Below are 19,030 nucleotides of genomic sequence, written 5' to 3'. Positions count from 1 at the left end.
GTACGGAATATGGTACCACTCGTGAGACCGAGTCAGACGGCCTTGCGAAGCGTGAAGCCGCGCGGCGTCTGGACGAAGCCCGCCTCCTGCAGGGCCCGCCCGAGGATCGTGCCGTACACGCCCTCTCCGTTCACCTTCTCGACGGTGAGGGTGTCGAGGCGGCGGTCCCTGGCCGTCGTCGCGAGGTCGGCGGCGGCGGCCTGCAGCACCTCCTCGTCGTCCGTGAAGCACAGCACGGTCCGTCCGCCGCGCTCGAGCGACAGGACGAGGGCGCCGTCGACGAGCACCACGAGCCCGCCGGCCTTGCGCCCCGGGCGATGCGAGACGCCCTCGAGCTTCGGCCACCCGAGCGCCGCACCGTAGGGGTTCGCGGGGTCGGTGGCCGCCAGGGTGACGGCCCTCCGCGGCGGCGGATCGGCGAGGCCGGCGTACGTGCGGAGACGGTCGACCGTGGCGGAGGCGGCGAATTGCGCGGCGCCGAGCTTCTCGATCACGTAGCCGCGACGGCAGTGCCCCGCCTCCTCGAATCCGGCCAGCACGCGGTACGCCTGCGCGAAACCTCCGGGGACGCCCTCGGACTGCACGGCCCCGCGGGTGACCACCCCGTAGCGGTCGAGGAGCAGTCCGGCGGTGACGGTCGCGCGCCTCGCCGGATCGGTCTCGACCTCGGGGAGCAGCGACCAGCGACCGCCGATGGAGGTCGGGCGCGGAGCCGTGCGCGTGAGCGACATGCCGCGATAGGTGCGCGCACGCGGAGCGCGGCGCTTGACCTTGTGGGCCTGGGAGCCCCCGGTCAGCAGCGAGCGGATCGGCGCGAACGTGTCGTTGGTCACATGCCCCGACCAGGTCAGAGACCACAGCGCCTCCAGCACGGACTGTTCGTTCTCGGCGCCGGTCATCTCCTTGAGCTGCGCGGCGAAGTAGGCGCCGCCCGCCGCGAGGGCCGCGAGGAGGCGCGCCTCCAGAGACTCCGCGGCGATCTCCGCGTCCGGATCGGGCAGGGTGAACGGGGCGAGATCGGCCGGGTGCAGCGAGACCCACCCGTCGCGGCCGGGGAGCGTGCCGTGTCCCGACCAGATCACCTCGCCCGCGGCCGTGAGTTCGTCGAGCATCGCCGGGGTGTAGTCGCGCACCCGCGACGGCAGGACGAGCGACTCCCAGGCGCTGGCGGGGATGGGGACGCCGGCGAACTGCTCGATCACGGTGAGCACGCCGTCGATGCCCTCCAGGGGTCGACCGAGATGCTGCCAGTCCGGCAGGAACCGGGCGTAGGCCTCCGGGGAGACCGGCTCGACGGACCCGCGGATCGCCGCGAGCGACCGCATGCGCAGCCGCCGCAGCACCTCGGTGTCGCACCACTCGATGTCGTCGCCGCTGCCGGCCGCGGTGGGGAGGAAGTACCCGCTCGTGAGGCGGCCGTTCGTCTCCAGGCGTTGCAGGGTGTGCCGGGCGACCGCGGTGCCGAGACCGAAGCGCTCAGCGACGGACGCGGTGGTGAAGGGGCCGTGGGTGCGGGCGTGACGGGCCACGAGGTCGCCGAGGGGATCCGCCAGCGGCTCGAGGAAGGCCACGGGGATGCCGGTCGGCAGGGCTGCGCCGAGAGCGTCGCGCAGGCGTCCGGCGTCCTCGATCGCGGCGACCCTGGCCACCCCGGCGATCGTGACGGGGATGGCCCGCCGCGCGGTCACGAGGTCGTCGAGCAGCGTCGCCGCGGTCGCTCCGCCGGTGGACTCCGGATCGAGGCGTCTCGCCACCTCGTCGGCGTCGAGCGGGCCGAGCAGCCGGAGCAGGTCGGCGACGCCCTCCAGGCCGCGCGCCCGACGCTCCGGGTCGAGGCGCTGGGCCTCGCGCTCGAACTGCGCGATGACGTCGGGGTCGAGGAGCTCGCGCAGCTCGACCGTGCCCAGCAGCTCGCCCAGCAGTGCGGGATCGACGGACAGGGCGGCCGCTCGGCGCTCGGCCAGCGGCGAGTCGCCCTCGTACATGAACGCGCCGACGTAGCCGAAGAGGAGGTCGCGCGCGAACGGCGACGGCTGCCCCGGCTGGGTCTCGACGAGGCGGATGCGGCGGTCGGCGATGCTGGTCGCGAGCTTCCGGAGCGACGGCAGGTCGTAGACGTCCTGAAGCACCTCGCGCAGGGTCTCCAGGATCACGGGGAAGGTGGGATGCCGGCGGGCGACCTCGAGGAGCTGGGCCGAGCGCTGGCGCTGCTGCCAGAGCGGCGTGCGGCGGTTGGGGTTCGTGCGGGGCATGAGCAGCGCCCGCGCGGCGCACTCGCGGAACCGCGAGGCGAACAGCGCCGAGCCGCCGACCTCCTGCGTGACGAGCTGCTCCAGCTCGTCCGGATCGAACACGAAGAGCTCCGCACCGGGCGGCTCCGACTCGGCGTCGGGGATGCGCACGATGATGCCGTCGTCGCTCGCCACCGCGGAGCCCTCGACGCCGAGACGCTCCCGCACGCGCGCATTGATCGCGAGCGCCCAGGGCGCATGCACCTTCATGCCGTACGGGGAATGCAGGATGACCCGCCAGTCGCCGACCTCGTCGTGTCCGCGCTCCACGGTGAGCGTGCGGTCCGTCGGCAGCGTGCCCGTGGCCTCCCGCTGCTCGGAGAGATGCGCGAGGAGGTTGGCGCGCGCCTGCTCGTCGAGCCCGGCTGCGATGAGACGCTGCTCCGCCTTCTCCGGCTTCGCGGCGGACACCTCGCGGGAGAACGCCCCGAGCGCCTCGCCCAGCTCGAACGGGCGGCCGATGCCGTCGCCGTGCCAGAACGGCACCTTGCCTGGCTGGCCGTAGGCGGGGATGACGTTGACGCGGTCGTGGGTGATCTCGGCGATGCGCCAGCTCGTGGTGCCCAGGGTGAACACGTCGCCGACGCGGGACTCGTAGACCATCTCCTCGTCGAGCTCGCCCACGCGGGCACCCGTGGACTCGCCCGCCACGAAGACGCCGAAGAGACCGCGGTCGGGGATGGTGCCGCCGCTCGTGACCGCGATCCGCTGTGCCCCCGGGCGGCCCGTGAGCGTGCCGGCATCGCGATCCCAGACGAGGCGCGGCCGCAGCTCGGCGAACTCGTCGGAGGGGAAGCGGCCGGCCAGCAGGTCGAGGGTGGCCTCATACGCGGAGCGGGGGAGGGACTGGAACGGGGCGGACCGGCGGACGGTCTCGAACCACTCCTCGACGCTGATGGCGCCGAGGGCGCTGGCCGCGACGGTCTGCTGGGCGAGGATGTCGAGCGGGTTCCGCGGCACCTGGATGGCCTCGATCTTCCCCGCCAGCATCCGCTCGGTCACGATCGCGGTGTGCAGCACGTCGCCGCGGTGCTTGGGGAACAGGGCCGCGCGGCTGATCTCGCCGACCTGATGTCCGGCGCGACCCACGCGCTGGAGCCCGGAGGCCGCGGACGGCGGCGCCTCGACCTGGATCACGAGGTCGACGGCACCCATGTCGATGCCGAGCTCCAGGCTGCTCGTGGCGACGACGCACCGGAGCACCCCCGACTTCAGCTCCTCCTCGACCTGCGCGCGCTGTTCTTTCGACACCGAGCCGTGGTGGGCCTTGGCGAGCACCGGATCGGCGCCCGCGGTGGTTCCCGCCTGCGCCATCATCGCGGCGGGCACGGCCGGCTCCGGAAGCGCGACCCCGATCCGCTCCGCATAGATCTCGTTCAGCCGTCCGGTCAGCCGTTCGGCGAGGCGGCGGGAGTTCGCGAAGACGATGGTGGAGTTGTTCTGGAGGATGCGGTCGACGATCGCCTCCTCGACGTGCGGCCACACCGAGCCGGTGACCTCGGTGTACTCCGCATCGATCCCCGGGGCCTCCGGCGGCGCCCCGGGCGGGGGTGGCGGGTTGGTCATGTCGTCCATCGGCACGACGACGCCGAGCTCGAAGGTCTTCGATGCCGGGGGAGCGACGATCTCGACCGGGTCGGCGCCGCCGAGGAACCGCGCGACCTCGTCGATCGGGCGGACGGTGGCCGAGAGGCCGATGCGCTGCGCTGCGGTCTCCGCGCCGTGGGAGCGGCGGAGGGCGTCGAGGCGCTCCAGGCTCACCGCGAGGTGCGCGCCGCGCTTGGTGGCGGCGACCGCGTGCACCTCGTCGATGATGACCGTGTGCACGTCGCGCAGGGTGTCGCCGGCCCGGCTCGTGAGCATGAGGTACAGCGACTCGGGGGTCGTGATGAGGATGTCGGGCGGATCGGATACGAGTTTGCGGCGATCGCTCGACGTGGTGTCTCCCGAGCGGACGCCCACGGTGATGCCGGGGGCGGTGAGACCGAGCCGCCGCGCGGACTGCCCGATGCCGATGAGGGGCGAGCGCAGGTTGCGCTCCACGTCCACGCCGAGGGCCTTGAGCGGGGAGATGTAGAGGATCCGCGTGCGGGACCCGTCCTTCTTCGGCTCCTCCGGGAGGGCGGCGCGCTCGCGGAACACGCTGTCGATGGCCCAGAGGAACGCCGACAGCGTCTTGCCGGAACCGGTCGGAGCGACGACGAGGGCGTGCTTGCCGGCGGAGATCGCCTCCCACGCGCCCGCCTGCGCCGGCGTGGGTGCGGTGAAGGCACCCCGGAACCAGTCCTGTGTGGCCGGGGTGAAGCGGTCGAGCACGTCGCTCATGCCTCCATCATTCCCGACCCCACCGACATCCGGCCCGGACCTTGACAGCCCCCTCTCCCGCCCGCACGACCCGGTCCCGTCCGCACGACCGAACCGAGGTTCCGGTCGTGCGGGCGGACAAGGTTCGTGCAGGCGGAATGGGTGACGAGGTCACACGACCTCCCGCAGCACGCCGTCCGCGTCGATCTCGAGCGTGAGGTCGAGGTCGAGTCGGGAGAGGAAGGCGTCGTCGTGACTCACCACGAGCACCGCCCCGCGGTAGGCCCGCAGCGCCTCGACGAGCTGGTCGACCGTGTCGAGATCGAGGTTGTTCGTCGGCTCGTCGAGGACGACGAGGTGCGGAGCCGGATCCGTGAGGAGCAGCCGGGCCAGAGCGACCCGGAACCTCTCCCCGCCGGACAGCGCGGACACCGGACGGTCGGCCGTCCCGCCCCGGATGAGGAACCGCGCGAGCCGGTTGCGGAGCTCCTTCTCCGGGACCTGCGGTGCCGCGACGGCCACGTTCGCGAAGACGGACAGGCTCTCGTCGAGACCGTCGACGCGCTGCGGGAGGTAGCCGATCCGGTCAGTGAGCGCCTCCGCCCGGAGCTCCGGCCGTTCATAACTCAGGAGATCGCGCCCGATCTCCGCCTCCAGCGTCGGATTCGGACGTTCCGGCGCCTCTTGTCCTGAGTTGTGAACGGCCCCGTCGACCAGCCGCTCCAGCAGGGTCGTCTTGCCGGCGCCGTTGCGTCCGACGAGGGCCACGCGCTCCGGGCCCTGGATCACCCATGACCGCTCCGGTCCGCCGAGCTCGGCGATCCGGCGGCTCCGCGACACGTCGGGGTCCGGCAGCTCGATCTTCATCGAGGCGTCGGACCGCACCCGTCGTCCCGCGGCATCGTGTGCCGCGCGGGCCGCGTCCTCCTTCGCGCCCACCTCGGTGCGCAGCCTCCCCGCGGACACCTCGGCGGCCATCTTTCGACCGTGCGCGATGATCTTCGGGACGCGCTTCTCGACCTCGGCCTTCTTGGCGGTCCGGGCCCGGTGAGCGAGCTTGACCTCGGCCTCGATCCGCTGGCGCTTCTCCTTGCGGAGCACCTGGGCGGCGGCGACCTCGGCCTGCTTCGCCGCGTCCTGCTCCGCGTCCAGCCAGGCGCGCCACTCGGAGTAGGGGCCGCCGAACACGGAGAGGTTCCGTCCGTACAGCTCGGCGGTGTCGTCCATGAGCTCGAGCAGAGCGAGGTCATGGCTCACGACGATGAGCGTGCCCTTCCACGACTGCACCATCGCGGCGAGGGCCGCCCTGGCGTCACGGTCGAGATTGTTCGTCGGCTCGTCGAGGAGGGTGAGGGGAGCCCGCCGCAGCCGGATGCCGGCGATCGCGACGAGCACGGCCTCCCCTCCGGACAGCTCGCCGACCGTGCGGTCGAGGAAAGCGGGGGCGAGCCCGGCCTCCGCGAGGGAGGCCTCCGCCCGCGCCTCGATGTCCCAGTCGTCGCCGACCGCGTCGAAGTGCGCGGGGTCGACGTCACCGGCGGTGATGGCCCGCACGGCATCGAGGGCGGCCGTCACCCCGAGGAGGTCGGATACCCGGCGGTCCACGTCGAGCGTGAGCTGCTGGGGGAGGAAGGCGACCTCGCCCGAGGTGCTGAGCGTTCCGGAGGTGGGGGAGAGTTCCCCGGCGATCAGCCGGAGCAGCGTGGACTTGCCGGCGCCGTTGCGGCCGACCAGTCCCGTGCGCCCGGCGCCGAAGGCTCCGGACACGCCGTCGAGGGCGACCGTGCCGTCGGGCCAGGTGAGGGAGAGGCGGTCGAGGACGACGGCGGCGTGCGAGGAAGAGGGCTGTGACATGGGGTGTCTCCTGTCGAGTGCGAGGGTGCACTGACACCGAGCCCTTCGGACCGTGGAGTCACGGAAGCGGAGGAGGGCGTCTGCCGGGGAGTCGGCGATCGTCGGGTCAGCGCGCGAGAAGAGGGGCGCGGAGGCGACGATTCAGATCAAAGGACTTCCAGACACGGCGGACAGGACGCCACGACGATACCCGGGCGTGTCGCGCCGCGCAACTCCCGGGCGTGTCGCCGCTCCGTCGCGCGGGGGATGCGGGGCCCGCGCGACGGCTCGTACCGTGGAGGCATGGCAGACGATCGGAACCCCAGTCCCGAGGAGATGCGCGCCAGGACCGGCCTCGGCATCGGTCTCGCGCTCGGCGTGGCCATCGGTGTCTCCATGGGCGTCGCGTTGCAGAACTGGGCGCTCGGCCTGGTCTTCGGCGTCTCGATCGGCATCGCGCTGTCCGTGGCCTTCCGCGGATCGGGAGGCAGCGCCGAGAAAGGGCCGGAGGACGACGACGCCGGATCGGACACCGCCGACGGCGCTCAGGACGGCCGGGACCCCTCCGCCTGATCCGCGCCGATCCCCTCGACCCAGGTCGTGAGGAACCGGTGCACGTCGCGGAGCTCCTCCTCCGAGATGCTGTGGGTCAGTCCGCTGTAGACGCGACCGGAGAGGGACGTGTGCGCGGGGAGCCATTGCGCCGTGTGGGCGATCAGCGGCGCGGGGATGACGTCGTCGTGGGAACCGCGGCCCCAGAACACCGGGGGGCTGACCTCCGCGAGGTGCGCATCGCCGGGAAGGGCGTCCGGGGCGGCGTAGCCGCTCAGCGCGACGACCGCGCCGAACCGTTCGGGGGCCAGCCGCAGGGCCTGCAGCGACACCGCGGCGCCCTGGGAGAACCCGAGCAGCGCCACCGACGGCGCGTCCGCCGCGGCATCGTCGAGCCAGCGCAGGAACGCCTCCGCCGCGAGGGTGACGGCGGCGGAGCTGCGTCCGTCGAGCCCCTCGATCGGGTACCAGGAGCGACCGGGGGCCGGCCACGGCGGAGTCAGCGGTGCGGCGACGGAGGCCACCGCGACGTCGGCGGGGAGATACGGGACGAGGCCGAAGAGGTCGTGCTCGTCGGCGCCGTACCCGTGCAGCAGCACGAGCAGCGGGAGCCCGGCGCGGTCGGTGCGCGACCAGCGCGTCGCCGCATCGTCGATCGTCAGGTTCTCGGTCACACCGTCATCCTGCCAGGGCTCGCGCCGGTGCTGCCATCGACGAGGACGGCTGGTAGAAAGGAGGCATGGCGGTGCGCACACCCGATCCGGAGCCGGAGCCCGAAGACGAGGGCCTCGGTTCGTTCCGCGATGCGAACCCGCCGGTGCCGGATGCGAACCCCGGCTGGCTGAGCGACGTCGAGCTGGAAGAGGCGCGGCGCCACCTTCCGATGCTCTACGTCGAGGCGATCCCCGTGCGCACGGACGGCTCCGGTCAGGTCACCGAGATCGGCGTGCTGCTGCGGTCCACGCCGCTCGGCGAGATCACACGCACCATCGTGTCGGGCCGCGTGCGCTTCGGCGAGACGATCCGCGACGCGCTGTTCCGCCACGTCGAGAACGACCTCGGGCCGATGGCCTTCCCGCTCCTGCCGCCGCAGCCGCTGCCGTTCACGGTGGCCGAGTACTTCCCCATCCCGGGGGTGAGCGCGTATCACGACGACCGTCAGCACGCCGTCTCCCTCGCCTTCGTGGTGCCCGTGACCGGGACGTGCGAGCCGCGCCAGGACGCCCTCGAGGTGACGTGGTTCTCGCCCGAGGCCGCCGCCTCCGACGCCGTCGCCGCCGAGATGGAGGGCGGCCGCGGCACCCTCATCCGCCACGCGCTCGCCAGCCTCGGCCTCCTTCGCTGAAGCTCGTCCTTCTCCCTCCTACTTCTCCCTGAGACCCCGGGTTCGAGTCGAGACCCCGGCTACGGCGCGCGCATAGTGCGGGGTCTGGGCGAGAACCCGGGGTCTCGGCGCGCGGTCAAGGCTTGTCTTCCGAGCCAGGGACCCTGTATTCATGACGAAGGTGATCTGCTCAGAACGCCCTGATCCTCGCGGTCGTCGACCGCGTCCGTCCCGAAGGATGCCCATGGCGTTCGCCGCTCCTCTCCGCACCCTCCGCGCTCTGGCCGTCACGGTCGCCGTTGCGCTCCTCGCCTCCGGGCTCGTCTTCGTCGCGGCGCCCGCCACTGCGACGGCTGCGGCCGACCCCGCCTTCCCCGGGGTCGCTGAAGCGCTTCCCGCTGCGGTGGAAGCGGCCGCGGGGGTCGCTGCCGCCGATCCCGGTGAGGCGGATCCGGCGGGCATCGCCACCGTCACCGGACGGGTCACGTTCCCGGACGGCACCGATCTGAGTATGGGGCGGACTTTCGTCGCGGCCTATGCGCCGGGGGCGGACGTCGGTTCCCCGCTCGCGGCCGCCGCCGTGACCGACGGGTCTTACTCCCTGCGCGTCCCGCAGGGCGACGTCGTCCTCGGCGTGGTGTCGGAAGGGCGCGCCGTCTTCGATCAGGGTGGTCCGCAGAGCGGCGAGATCGTGTCCGTGGGACCCGACGGGGTCGTGCGTGACGTGGTGCTCGAGCGCTCCGCCCTCGTCTCCGGGCGCGTCACCGCGCCGACGGGCGTGGACATCACCGGGCAGCGGGTCGTCGTCGCCGTCTACCCGGTGGCCGGAGCCGGGGCCGCGGTCTCCGCTGCCAACGTCGTGACGGACGCCGGTACCTTCGCGGTCGGCGGGCTGCCGGCGGGCGAGTATCGCGTCGCCTTCGTTTCCTCGGTCGCGGGCGCGGTCTCGGAGTGGTGGCAGGACGCGCCTCGATTCGAGAAGGCTCGACCGCTCGTGCTGGCTGCAGGGGAGGCGCGGCCGGGGATCGATGCCGCACTCGAGGCGTTGCACCGCATGGAGACCTCGGTGCCCACGATCAGCGGTACGCCTGTCGTCGGGCAGACCCTTCGAGCGCTCCCGGGGGCCTGGACCGCGGGGGCCGCGCTCAGCTACCAGTGGTACGCGAACGGAAAGGCGATCGCCAAGGCGACAGCCTCCTCCCTCGCGCTGACGACAGCGCACGCGGGGACGCGCATCACCGTTCAGGTCACCGGGAAGAAGGCGACCTTCGCGTCGGCGACGGTCGCCTCAGCGGCAACGGTCGCCGTGCTCCGCCCGCTCGTCGCGCCGACGCCGTCGATCACCGGTACGCCGACCGTCGGGCAGACCCTCAAGGTCCGGACCGGAACCTGGACGGCGGGAACACGGCTGACGTATCAGTGGTACATCAACGGCGCCCCTGTCGCACGTGCCACCGCAGCCTCGTTCACGCTCCCGTCGTCGGCCGCCGTGAAGACGGTGACCGTCGTCGTCTCCGGGACCAAAGCCGGGTACGCCGCCGCATCGCGGCGCTCGAAGCCGACAGCCGCGGTGAAGGGGATCCTGTCCGCACCGACGCCTCGGGTCACCGGATCAGCGATCGTTGGCTCTCGCCTCACCGCCGTGCCGTACACCTGGACCAGCGGCACCCGGCTGACCTACCAGTGGTACCTCAATGGCCGGGCCATCTCCCGTGCGACCGGCTCGACGCTCGTCGTCACCCCGGCGATGGTGAAGGCGAGGATCACGGTTCGCGTCACCGGCACGAAGAGCGGCTACATCTCCGCCGCGCGCACATCGGCTCGGACGGCCGCCGTCGTCTATCCGGGGCGCACCAAGCCGATCTCGACCTGGAACTGCCCCGCGTGGGCTCCCATCAAGGGCAACGCGCAGTCGATGATCTATCACGTGCGGAGCGGGGCGTACTACGCGAAGACGAAGCCCGAGGCGTGCTTCTCCACCGAGAGCGCCGCCGTCAAGGCGGGCTACCGCAAGTCGAAGCGGTAGGCCTCTGTCAGCCGAGACCCCGGGTTCCCGCCCATACCCCGGCGTACACCCGCGAGCGCCCCGGGGTCTCGGCGCGAACCCGGGGTCTCGGCGCGTCAGGGGCGGGTGAGGCGGGCGAGCGCGTCGACGAAGGCGTCGACGTCGGACTCCTCGGTGTCGAAGCCGCACATCCAGCGCACCTCGCGGCGGGCGGCGTCCCAGTCGTAGAAGCGGAACACGTCGCGGAGCTGATCGGCGACGCCCTCGGGCAGGGTCGCGAACACGCCGTTCGCCTGCGTCGGCTGCGTGAACTCCACCCCGACGATCGATCCGTCGGCGAGACCGTCCTCGATCCGCGCGCGGAGCCGGGCCGCCATGGCGTTGGCGTGCCGGGCGTTGCGCAGCCAGAGGTCGCCGTCGAGCAGTGCGATGAGCTGCGCCGAGACGAAGCGCATCTTCGACGAGAGCTGCATGTTGAACTTGCGTGCGTAGTTGAGGCCCACGGCGGCGTCCGGGTTCAGCACGACGATGGCCTCGCCGAGCATGGCGCCGTTCTTCGTGCCGCCGAAGGTGAGTACGTCCACCCCGGCGTCGGTCGTGAATGCCCGCAGCGGCAGATCGAGGGCGGCAGCCGCGTTCGACAGGCGCGCGCCGTCGACGTGCAGCTTCATGCCGCGCGCGTGGACGTGATCCGCGATCGTGCGGATCTCCTCCGCCGTGTACAGCGTGCCGAGCTCGGTCGACTGCGTGATCGAGACCACGAGCGGCTGCGCGCGGTGCTCGTCGCCCCAGCCCCAGGCCTCGCGGTCGATGAGCTCGGGGGTGAGCTTGCCGTCGTCGGTGGGGACGGTGAGGAGCTTGAAGCCCCCGATCTTCTCCGGTGCTCCGCCCTCGTCGACGTTGATGTGCGCGGTCGAGGCCGCGATCACGGCACCCCAGCGCGGCAGCATCGACTGCAGGCCGGTGACGTTCGCCCCGGTGCCGTTGAACACCGGGTACGCGGCGGCGGTGTCACCGAAGTGTGCCTGGAACACCTCCTGCAGGCGCGCGGTGTAGGCATCCTCGCCGTAGGCCACCTGATGGCCCCCGTTCGCGGCCGCGAGGGCCGCCAGGACCTCGGGGTGGATGCCGGAGTAGTTGTCACTGGCGAAGCCCCGGATGGCGGGGTCGTGCGGGATGCTCACCGGACAAGCCTAATCGCCTTGCCCTACCGGATGTCCGAGGCCCGCTCTACCCTCGAACCCATGGAACGCAGCGCGGCGAAGACCGCTTTCGCGAACGTCCTCGTCAACACGTTGATCGCCAACGTCACGACGAGCTTCCTGTGGTTCGCCCTCACCTTCTGGGTCTACATCGAGACCCGGTCGGTGCTGGCCACGGGCATCATCGGCGGTGCCTACATGCTGTTCGTCGCGTTCTTCGCGATGGTGTTCGGCACCATCGTCGACCGTCATCGCAAGCACCGCGTCATGCTCCTGTCGAGCGTCATCTCGGCGGCGGCGTTCCTCGTCGCGGGCGTTCTCTACCTCTGGCAGCCCGAGGCCTCCCTGCTCGACCTCGGCGGACCGTGGTTCTGGCTGTTCTCCGGCGTCATCCTGTTCGGCGGGGTGATCGAGCAGCTCCGCAACATCGCGCTGTCCACCACGGTGACGCTGCTGGTGCCGGAGGAGAAGCGCGCCAACGCCAACGGTCTCGTCGGCACGGTGCAGGGGCTCGCCTTCCTCGTCACGAGCGTCTTCTCCGGCCTCTCCATCGGCTTCCTCGGCATGGGGTGGACCCTGGGGATCGCGATCGTGGCGATGGCCCTCACCTTCGCGCACCTGCTGTTCATCCGGATCCCGGAGTCCGCGCCAGAGGTCGACCCGGAGGCGAAGAGCGCCGTCGACTTCCGCGGCAGCGTCCAGGCCATCCGCCAGGCGCCCGGACTGTTCGCGCTCATCGTCTTCTCGACCTTCAACAACCTCATCGGCGGCGTCTACATGGCGCTCATGGATCCGTACGGGCTCACGCTCTTCGACGCGCAGATGTGGGGGTTCGCCCTGGCCTTCGCGTCGACCGGATTCCTGATCGGCGGGGGACTGGTGGCCAAGTTCGGCCTCGGCAGGAAGCCCGTGCGCACGATGCTGCTCATCGTGATCGCGATGGGACTCCTCGGGGCGATCTTCATGCTGCGCGAATGGTGGCCGCTGTACGTCCTCGGCATGTGGGTGTACATGGCGCTCGTGCCGCCCGTCGAGGCCGCGGAGCAGACCGTCATCCAGAAGGTCGTCCCGTTCGCGCGCCAGGGACGGGTGTTCGGCACCGCGGCCGCGATGGAGGCGGCGGCAGCCCCGATCACCGCGTTCCTCATCGCCCCGATCGCCGAGTTCCTCGTGATCCCGTACATGGACAGCGCGCAGGGGCAGCGGCAGTGGGGGTGGCTCCTCGGCGACGGTGAGGCGCGCGGTATCGCGCTGATCTGCCTCTTCGCGGGTCTCATCATGGTGGTCGCCGCGACGCTGGCCTTCTTCACCCGGTCGTATCGCACCCTCACCGAGCTCTATGCGACCGCCCCGGATTCGGCTCCGGAAGAGGCTCCCGAACCGGCAGTCGACGCCGTGGATGAAGCGGGCGACGGCCCGCACGCGATCCGTGACGCCCCACCGATCGTCCCCGGCATACCGCCCGAGCCCCGGTGACCGCCCGAGGGGCGGGATTCAGCCCAGGTCGAGCACCCGGTCGTTGAGGTCGGCGGCGTCGGTGTCCCAGAGTCCGACGAGACGCGCGGCGAGGGCATCGGGATCGAGCGCCTTGGCGCGGAACACGACGGCAGCGGCGCGCAGCGGTTCGTCGGCCTCGCGCGCCGCCTTGGCGTACCCCTGGGCGACGGCACGGGTCCAGGCCTCGCTCGCTGCCTTGACCGCCGCGTAGTTCGCTCCGCCGGCGAGGGGGCGTGCGACGGAGGTCGACGACACGATCGCGAATCGTCCGGCGGCGGAGGCGCGGAGGGGGCCATCGAACGCGCGGCTCGTCGCGCGCACCGCCTCCAGCGCCGGCAGCAGCGCCGCGAAGTCGTCGTCGGTCTGCCCGGCGAGTCCGCCGCCGCCCCGCCAGCCGCCCACGAGGGGCACGACCGCATCGACCGTCTCGAGCCGCCCGGCGAGCGCCGTCATGTCGGCGAGGGAGGTCGCGTCGGCGACCGCCGTCTCGGCGCCCGCCTCGGCCAGGGCGCGTAGTCGCTCGGACGTGCGTCCGGTGGCGATCACCCGGGCTCCGGCATCGCGCAAGGCCCGCGTCGCCGCGAGGCCCGCTGCACTCGTCGCGCCCGCCAGCACGACCACCCGGCCCTGCGCTTCCCGGCTCGTCGGCGTCGTCATGCGGTGTCCTCTCGGTCGGAGATGCCTCTGCGGCCGGACCCGGGATCCGGGTCTCCGGCCGCAGAGGGGGTGCGCCCCAGCGTCACAACGGAGCGATGCGGATCAGTCGTCCGTACCGCGGATGCCGACCGTCGACTCGATGACCGGCTTCATCTTCTTGTCGAGCGTCTCGAAGAACATCGACAGCGGGAACTCGTCGTCCAGGACCGCGTCGGTGTAGCCCTTCGGTGCTCCGGCGAGGATCTCGTCGGACAGCCCGCGCGCCCACTGCGATGCGGGGTGCGGGGTCAGCGTGCCGCGGACCAGCTCGTACGCGGCGAGCCAGTGCGCGACCTTGGGGCGGTCGATCGAGTGCCAGTACAGGTCGTCGATCGCGTCACCGAGGGCCACGACGGCGTCCGGCACGTTCTCCCAGTCGAACGCGAGCGCCGTGTCGGTCCAGTGCAGCACGCCGCGCTGGTGCAGCCACGCGAACAGGAGCTGGCCACCCACCGCGTCATAGTTGCGGACGCGCGTGCCGGTGATGGCGAAGCGGAAGATGCGGTCGAAGATCACGGCGTACTGCACGAGGTGCGCGTACTCGTGCATCTCCCGCTCGGTCTCCGTGAGCTCCTCACCCGCGGCGACCCGGGCATCCAGCGCCCGCTCGATCTTCACCGACTCGCGGAACGCCGTCATGTCGCAGCGCATCTCCTCCAGCGAGTACAGGAAGAACGGCATCCGCTGCTTGATCATGAACGGGTCGAAGGGCAGGTCTCCGCGCATGTGGGTGCGGTCGTGGATGATGTCCCACATCACGAAGGTCTTCTCGGCGACCTCCTGATCCTCCAGCATCGCCGCCGCGCGCTCGGGAAGGTCGAGGTTGGTGATCTCCGAGGCTGCACGGACCACGCGGCGGTAACGGGCGGCCTCACGGTCCTGGAAGATCGCGCCCCACGTGAAGGTCGGGATCTCGCGCATGGCGACGGTCTCCGGGAAGAGCACCGCGGAGTTCGTGTCGTAACCGGGCGTGAAGTCGACGAGTCGCAGCGAGACGAAGAGCTTGTTGCCATAGTCGCCGGCCTCGAGCGCGGCGATGAACTCCGGCCAGATGGTCTCGACGATGAGCGCCTCGACCAGGCGGTCGCTGGAGCCGTTCTGCGTGTACATCGGGAAGACCACGAGGTGGCGGATCCCGTCGATGCGGTGCTGCTGCGGCTGGAACGCCACGAGCGAGTCGAGGAAGTCGGGCACGCCGAAGCCCTCGGACGCCCAGCGCTCGAAGTCGGCGACGGAGGCCGCGAGGTAGTCCGCGTCGTGCGGGAAGGCGGGGGCGAGTGCCCGGATCGCGGCGGTGATCTGCCCGACGAGCGCGGTCGCCTGGTCCTGGGTCACTGAACTCGTCGAAGCGCCAGGGATCGAGCCGTCCTTGATCTGGAGCTCACGGAGGGCGATCGCGGCCTGCTTGAGCTGCGCCCAGGCGGCGGAGTTCTCCGCGATCGACGCATCCTCGACGACCTCGGGTTCGCCGACGACGGCCTGAACAGCGGAACTGTTGGCGGAAACGAGGGACATCGGAACCTCCGATCGCAGTGAAAAACGGAAAGATTCCGGTGATAACGGAATCCTGACGATAATCTTACAGCCATGGATGATTCTGTCGACCGTGCGATCCTGGCGACCATCTCCCGCGACGGGCGGGCGACGCTGTCACAGCTCTCCGACGCCGTCGGGCTCTCGGTGTCGGCGGTGCAGTCCCGGCTGCGGCGGCTCGAGACCCGCGGCGTCATCACCGGCTACCGGGCGATCCTGGACCCGGAGCAGGCGGGCACTCCGTTGTCCGCCTTCATCGAGATCACCCCGCTCGATCCGGCCCAGCCGGACAACGCCCCCGAGCTCCTGGAGCACCTCGATGCGATCGAGGCCTGCCACTCCATCGCCGGCGACGCGAGCTACATGCTCTTCGTCCGCGTGCCGACGCCGCGCGACCTGGAGCAGCTCGTCCGCGACGTCCGGCTCGCGGCGAACGTGAGCACGCGCACGACCGTGGTCCTGCAGACCTATTACGAGCACCGGCCGATCATCCCGGTCTCGACCGCCGGGTAGGGCGGCGTCAGAGCAGCGCGCCGACGAGCGCCTCGCCCAAGGGCGTGCGCACGTGCTGCATGCGGGAGCCGTCCCGTTCGCTCACCACGAGCCCGGCGTCCCGCAGCACGGTGAGATGGTGTGATGCGGTCGACAGCGCGAGCCCCGCATCAGCGGCCACCTCCGATGTCGTGCGCGGTGTCCCGGCGGTGAGGAGGATGCCGGCGCGCGCCGGTCCGAGCAGGGCGCCCAGGGCGGCCACGGTCTCGGTGGTGTCCCGTGCCCACCCCGCGGTCACGCCACGGGCGGGATAGAACAGCGTCGGCTGTGCGGGCGGCTCGGTGAGCACCAGGCAGCCCCAGGACGAGAGGACGGAGGGCACCAGCACGAGGCCGCTGCCGCGACAATCCACCTCCTCGCTGTGCCGGCGGAGCGAGACCCGCACCGCACCCGCACCCCACGAGACCTGGGGATGGAGGGCGCCGGCCATCCCGGCGATGCCGGTCGTCGCGATCACTCGGGCACGAACGGCGATGTCGGCCCGGAGGAGGCGCTCCAGCTGAGGCCAGGTCGGTGCCAACGCGGCCTCCCAGACCTCCTCCCAGGCATCCGCGATCATCGCACGGGCGCGCTGCGGCCGGGCGGACAGATCGCGCAGGGCCTGACGCTGTGCACCCGTCGAGCGCTGGATCCGCTTGCCGAGGTCGACGCGCAGCGGGTCGAGCGCCGCCTCCCGCAGGGCGGCGAGTTCGTCCTCGGGGGTCAGATCGCCGCGCGGCGTGCTGGTGAGGAAGTCCGGGAGGTAGCCGTCGTCGCCGATCACCGTCGCCAGGAGCGCGAAGGCGTCGCGCGGCAGCCCCTCCCTCGCGGTGCGGAGCCACCCCCACTGCAGGGGGTGCGCCGCCGGGCGGAGGAGCACGCGCACCGCATGCGCCAGTTCGTGCCCGGGGGAGATGCCGAACCGCACCGCCTGGATGTCGCCGGGACTCAGGTGGAACTCGACCCGGTGATCCGGGTGGTCGACGCCCTCGACCGGCGCAGAGTTTCGATCCACATCGAAACTCTAGGAGGTGCGACGTGTGCTGTCGACACTGGGGTCATGACCGAGATCCACCTTCCCACCCTCGTCCCCAGTGGTGCGATCCGCATCGGCACAGGGAGCAGCCGCCGATTCGTCGGCGCCGACCACGGAGCCGCCGTCTCCTACTTCTTCGTCGAGAACCAGCCAGGAGAGGGGCCGGGGCTGCACTGGCACCCCTACCCTGAGACCTGGATCGTGCTCGAGGGCATGGTGCGGATCCGGATCGGCGACGACGTCCTCGTCGCGAGAGCCGGAGACACCGCCACCGCGCCCGCCTTCACGCCACACGGCTTCACCAACGCGGGGACCGGGCTCCTCCGGATCCTCTGCATCCACGCGTCCGACACGATCATCCAGACGTTCCTCGACGAGGACTGAGAGCGGAGACCACCATGTCCTTCCAGGCATACCTCGACAAGGTCGAGACCCAGACCGGCCTCACGCCACGGCAGTTCATCGCCCTCGCGCACGAGCAGGGGTTCGACGAGAGCACGAAGTCCACCGTCGTCCTGAACTGGCTCAAGCAGGAGTACGGCCTCGGCCACGGCCACGCGCAGGCGATGGTCCACGTCATCCTCAAGGGGCCGAAGATCAGCGACAAGCACGTCGGCACGACCGGGACGCACGCCGACAAGACCGACGAGCTCTGGCTCGACGGCAAGGACAGCAACCCGCACCGCTGAGTTCGCCGCCTCGCCGCGACGACTAGGATTCCGTGGGTGGCAGCATCCTCCCAGCGCAAGAAGAAATCCGGTCGGCGCACCCCGCCGCGCACCAGCGGCAACCCGGCCAAGCGGCCGGTCGTCGAGGCGGGTCCCGTGACGATCGGCGACTGGATCGGTGCGGCGCGTGTGCGCACGCTGCCCCTCGCGATCGCCCCCGTCATCATCGGTACGGGAGCCGCGCGCAGCACCGGGCCGGAGTTCCACTGGGTGATCGCGCTCGCGTGCCTCGCCGTCGCGGTCCTGCTGCAGATCGGCGTGAACTTCACCAACGACTACAGCGACGGGATCCGCGGCACCGACGCCCATCGGGTCGGCCCGGCGCGGCTCACGGCCTCCGGACGGGTGAAGCCGCGCACGGTGCTCGTCATCGGCCTGGTCTTCTTCGCGCTCGCCGCGGTGGTCGGTATCGCGATCGTCGTGCGGACCGGGCAGTGGTGGATGCTCGCCGTGGGTGCGGCCTGCATCGTCGCCGCGTGGTTCTACACCGGCGGGAAGCGGCCCTACGGGTACTACGGCCTCGGTGAGGTCTTCGTCTTCGTGTTCTTCGGGCTCGTCGCGACTCTCGGCACCACCTGGGTGCAGGTCTTCATGCTCCCGCAGCAGGCCTGGCTGGGGGCGATCGCCGCCGGACTGTTCGCGTGCGCGGTGCTGCTGGCCAACAACCTCCGCGACATCGATCAGGACCGCGAGGTCGGCAAGCGCACGCTGACGGTCCTCATCGGCCGCCGCGCCACGCAGGTCCTCTTCACGCTCTTCGTGCTCGTGCCGTTCGGCATCGCCGTGTTCCTCGCGTTGCTGTTCCCGATCGCCTGGATCTCGCTGCTCGCGCTCCTGGCCGGTCTTCCCGCGATCGCGATCGTCTGGACCTACCGGCAGCCGCGGGAGCTGGTCATCGCCCTCGCCCTGACGTCGCTGACCTCCCTGCTCTACGCGGGCGCCCTGTTCTGGGCCTTCGTCGGCTGAGCTGCTCCCCGTCTCCTGCGCCTCTCCGGGCACAGCTTCGGAGCTCGCGACCGACACGCCGTCATCTCGGACCTGTCCTCGGTGCGTCGTGCGGTCGCTCCGAAGTCGTGCCCGGCGACCCGGGCGCAGGGACCGAGATGCCGGTCGAACCTATGGGTCAGCCGAGAGTTTTGAGACGCGGTCCAACAATCGGACCTGCCTCAGAGGTCCGAAGCTGTGTACGGCGGACCTGCGTCAGGGGCGGTCGTCGGGGGCGCCGTCGACGAGTTCGTCCTCGGCCGCGGCGTCGGCCTGCTGCCCGGAGACCCTTCCCTGCCGGCGCTCGTGCAGGCGCGCGGAGGCGTCGGAGAGCGGGGTGCGCAGGAACAGCATCGAGATGCTCGCGCCGATGAGGGCCGCGAAGATCGCCGCCAGCCACCAGAACTCGCGGAAGATCGGGAAGAAGAACCACAGGATGGCCAGCGGGACGAGGAACGCCAGCAGGCGCAGCACGGTGTAGACGAGGAGGGGGGCGGGCTTCTTCACCCGTTCA

Annotated in this window: 16 protein-coding genes; 8 read left to right on the top strand and 8 right to left on the bottom strand. The window is 71.3% G+C overall.

Annotation, left to right across the window (positions count from 1 at the left end; genetic code table 11):
- Positions 1–32 precede the first annotated feature (32 nt).
- The gene (locus tag C6C15_RS13725; protein ID WP_105950349.1) at positions 33–4,616 is read right to left on the bottom strand and encodes an ATP-dependent helicase; all 4,584 of its coding nucleotides are present in this window, start codon (positions 4,614–4,616) and stop codon (positions 33–35) included.
- Between the two features lie 150 nt (positions 4,617–4,766).
- Positions 4,767–6,449 (bottom strand): ABC-F family ATP-binding cassette domain-containing protein, encoded by a 1,683-nt coding sequence (locus tag C6C15_RS13720; protein WP_025102465.1) that lies wholly within the window; start codon positions 6,447–6,449, stop codon positions 4,767–4,769.
- A 282-nt stretch (positions 6,450–6,731) separates the two neighbouring features.
- Here C6C15_RS13720 and C6C15_RS13715 point away from each other — a divergent pair, with 282 nt between their 5' ends.
- Positions 6,732–7,001 (top strand): magnesium transporter, encoded by a 270-nt coding sequence (locus tag C6C15_RS13715; RefSeq protein WP_025102464.1) that lies wholly within the window; start codon positions 6,732–6,734, stop codon positions 6,999–7,001.
- Here C6C15_RS13715 and C6C15_RS13710 read toward each other — a convergent pair.
- The gene (locus C6C15_RS13710) at positions 6,974–7,654 is read right to left on the bottom strand and encodes an alpha/beta hydrolase (protein WP_025102463.1); all 681 of its coding nucleotides are present in this window, start codon (positions 7,652–7,654) and stop codon (positions 6,974–6,976) included. The two genes, C6C15_RS13715 and C6C15_RS13710, sit on opposite strands and share 28 nt — an antisense overlap.
- A gap of 65 nt (positions 7,655–7,719) precedes the next feature.
- On the opposite strand from C6C15_RS13710, the gene C6C15_RS13705 reads away from it, so the two are divergent.
- Together C6C15_RS13705 and C6C15_RS13700 are read left to right on the top strand one after the other, a co-directional pair.
- Positions 7,720–8,325, top strand: a complete 606-nt coding sequence (locus C6C15_RS13705) for a DUF4916 domain-containing protein (protein WP_025102462.1) — start codon at positions 7,720–7,722, stop codon at positions 8,323–8,325.
- Between the two features lie 223 nt (positions 8,326–8,548).
- Positions 8,549–10,330, top strand: a complete 1,782-nt coding sequence (locus C6C15_RS13700) for a sunset domain-containing protein (RefSeq protein ID WP_105950348.1) — start codon at positions 8,549–8,551, stop codon at positions 10,328–10,330.
- A gap of 95 nt (positions 10,331–10,425) precedes the next feature.
- On the opposite strand, the gene C6C15_RS13695 is transcribed toward C6C15_RS13700, so the two are convergent.
- Positions 10,426–11,493, bottom strand: coding sequence for a threonine aldolase family protein (locus tag C6C15_RS13695; RefSeq protein ID WP_025102460.1), 1,068 nt, complete (start codon positions 11,491–11,493; stop codon positions 10,426–10,428).
- Positions 11,494–11,553: 60 nt separating this feature from the next.
- Between C6C15_RS13695 and C6C15_RS13690 the strand changes: the two genes are divergently transcribed.
- Positions 11,554–12,987, top strand: a complete 1,434-nt coding sequence (locus C6C15_RS13690; protein ID WP_105950347.1) for an MFS transporter — start codon at positions 11,554–11,556, stop codon at positions 12,985–12,987.
- 18 nt (positions 12,988–13,005) lie between these two features.
- Here the strand turns inward: C6C15_RS13690 and C6C15_RS13685 are convergent, their stop codons facing one another.
- A complete protein-coding gene (locus C6C15_RS13685) occupies positions 13,006–13,665 on the bottom strand; it encodes an SDR family oxidoreductase (RefSeq protein WP_083370914.1) in 660 nt (219 codons plus the stop codon).
- 102 nt (positions 13,666–13,767) lie between these two features.
- The gene (locus C6C15_RS13680) at positions 13,768–15,219 is read right to left on the bottom strand and encodes a DUF6421 family protein (RefSeq protein ID WP_025102457.1); all 1,452 of its coding nucleotides are present in this window, start codon (positions 15,217–15,219) and stop codon (positions 13,768–13,770) included.
- Positions 15,220–15,291: 72 nt separating this feature from the next.
- Between C6C15_RS13680 and C6C15_RS13675 the strand changes: the two genes are divergently transcribed.
- Entirely contained in the window at positions 15,292–15,750 is a 459-nt protein-coding gene (locus C6C15_RS13675; RefSeq protein ID WP_025102456.1) for an Lrp/AsnC family transcriptional regulator, read from the top strand.
- 7 nt (positions 15,751–15,757) lie between these two features.
- On the opposite strand, the gene C6C15_RS13670 is transcribed toward C6C15_RS13675, so the two are convergent.
- On the bottom strand, positions 15,758–16,783 hold the full coding sequence (locus tag C6C15_RS13670; protein ID WP_105950346.1) for an ArsR/SmtB family transcription factor: 1,026 nt from the start codon (positions 16,781–16,783) through the stop codon (positions 15,758–15,760).
- A 45-nt stretch (positions 16,784–16,828) separates the two neighbouring features.
- Between C6C15_RS13670 and C6C15_RS13665 the strand changes: the two genes are divergently transcribed.
- The 3 genes from C6C15_RS13665 to C6C15_RS13655 are packed head-to-tail and all read left to right on the top strand — an operon-like array spanning position 16,829 to position 18,498.
- Positions 16,829–17,188, top strand: coding sequence for a cupin domain-containing protein (locus C6C15_RS13665; protein WP_025102454.1), 360 nt, complete (start codon positions 16,829–16,831; stop codon positions 17,186–17,188).
- A gap of 14 nt (positions 17,189–17,202) precedes the next feature.
- Complete coding sequence (locus tag C6C15_RS13660; protein WP_105950345.1) at positions 17,203–17,493, top strand: DUF4287 domain-containing protein; 291 nt, start codon at positions 17,203–17,205, stop codon at positions 17,491–17,493.
- A 36-nt stretch (positions 17,494–17,529) separates the two neighbouring features.
- Positions 17,530–18,498, top strand: coding sequence for a 1,4-dihydroxy-2-naphthoate polyprenyltransferase (locus C6C15_RS13655; RefSeq protein ID WP_105950344.1), 969 nt, complete (start codon positions 17,530–17,532; stop codon positions 18,496–18,498).
- A gap of 234 nt (positions 18,499–18,732) precedes the next feature.
- Here the strand turns inward: C6C15_RS13655 and C6C15_RS13650 are convergent, their stop codons facing one another.
- Positions 18,733–19,023 (bottom strand): DUF4229 domain-containing protein, encoded by a 291-nt coding sequence (locus C6C15_RS13650; RefSeq protein WP_060922389.1) that lies wholly within the window; start codon positions 19,021–19,023, stop codon positions 18,733–18,735.
- Between the last annotated feature and the right edge of the window lie 7 nt (positions 19,024–19,030).

Origin of the sequence: Microbacterium sp. str. 'China', assembly GCF_002993305.1 — a bacterium.
Taxonomy (GTDB): domain Bacteria; phylum Actinomycetota; class Actinomycetes; order Actinomycetales; family Microbacteriaceae; genus Microbacterium; species Microbacterium paraoxydans.
The sequence above is the reverse complement of the archived record's forward strand: the minus strand, read 5'-3'. Positions and strand labels throughout refer to the sequence as shown.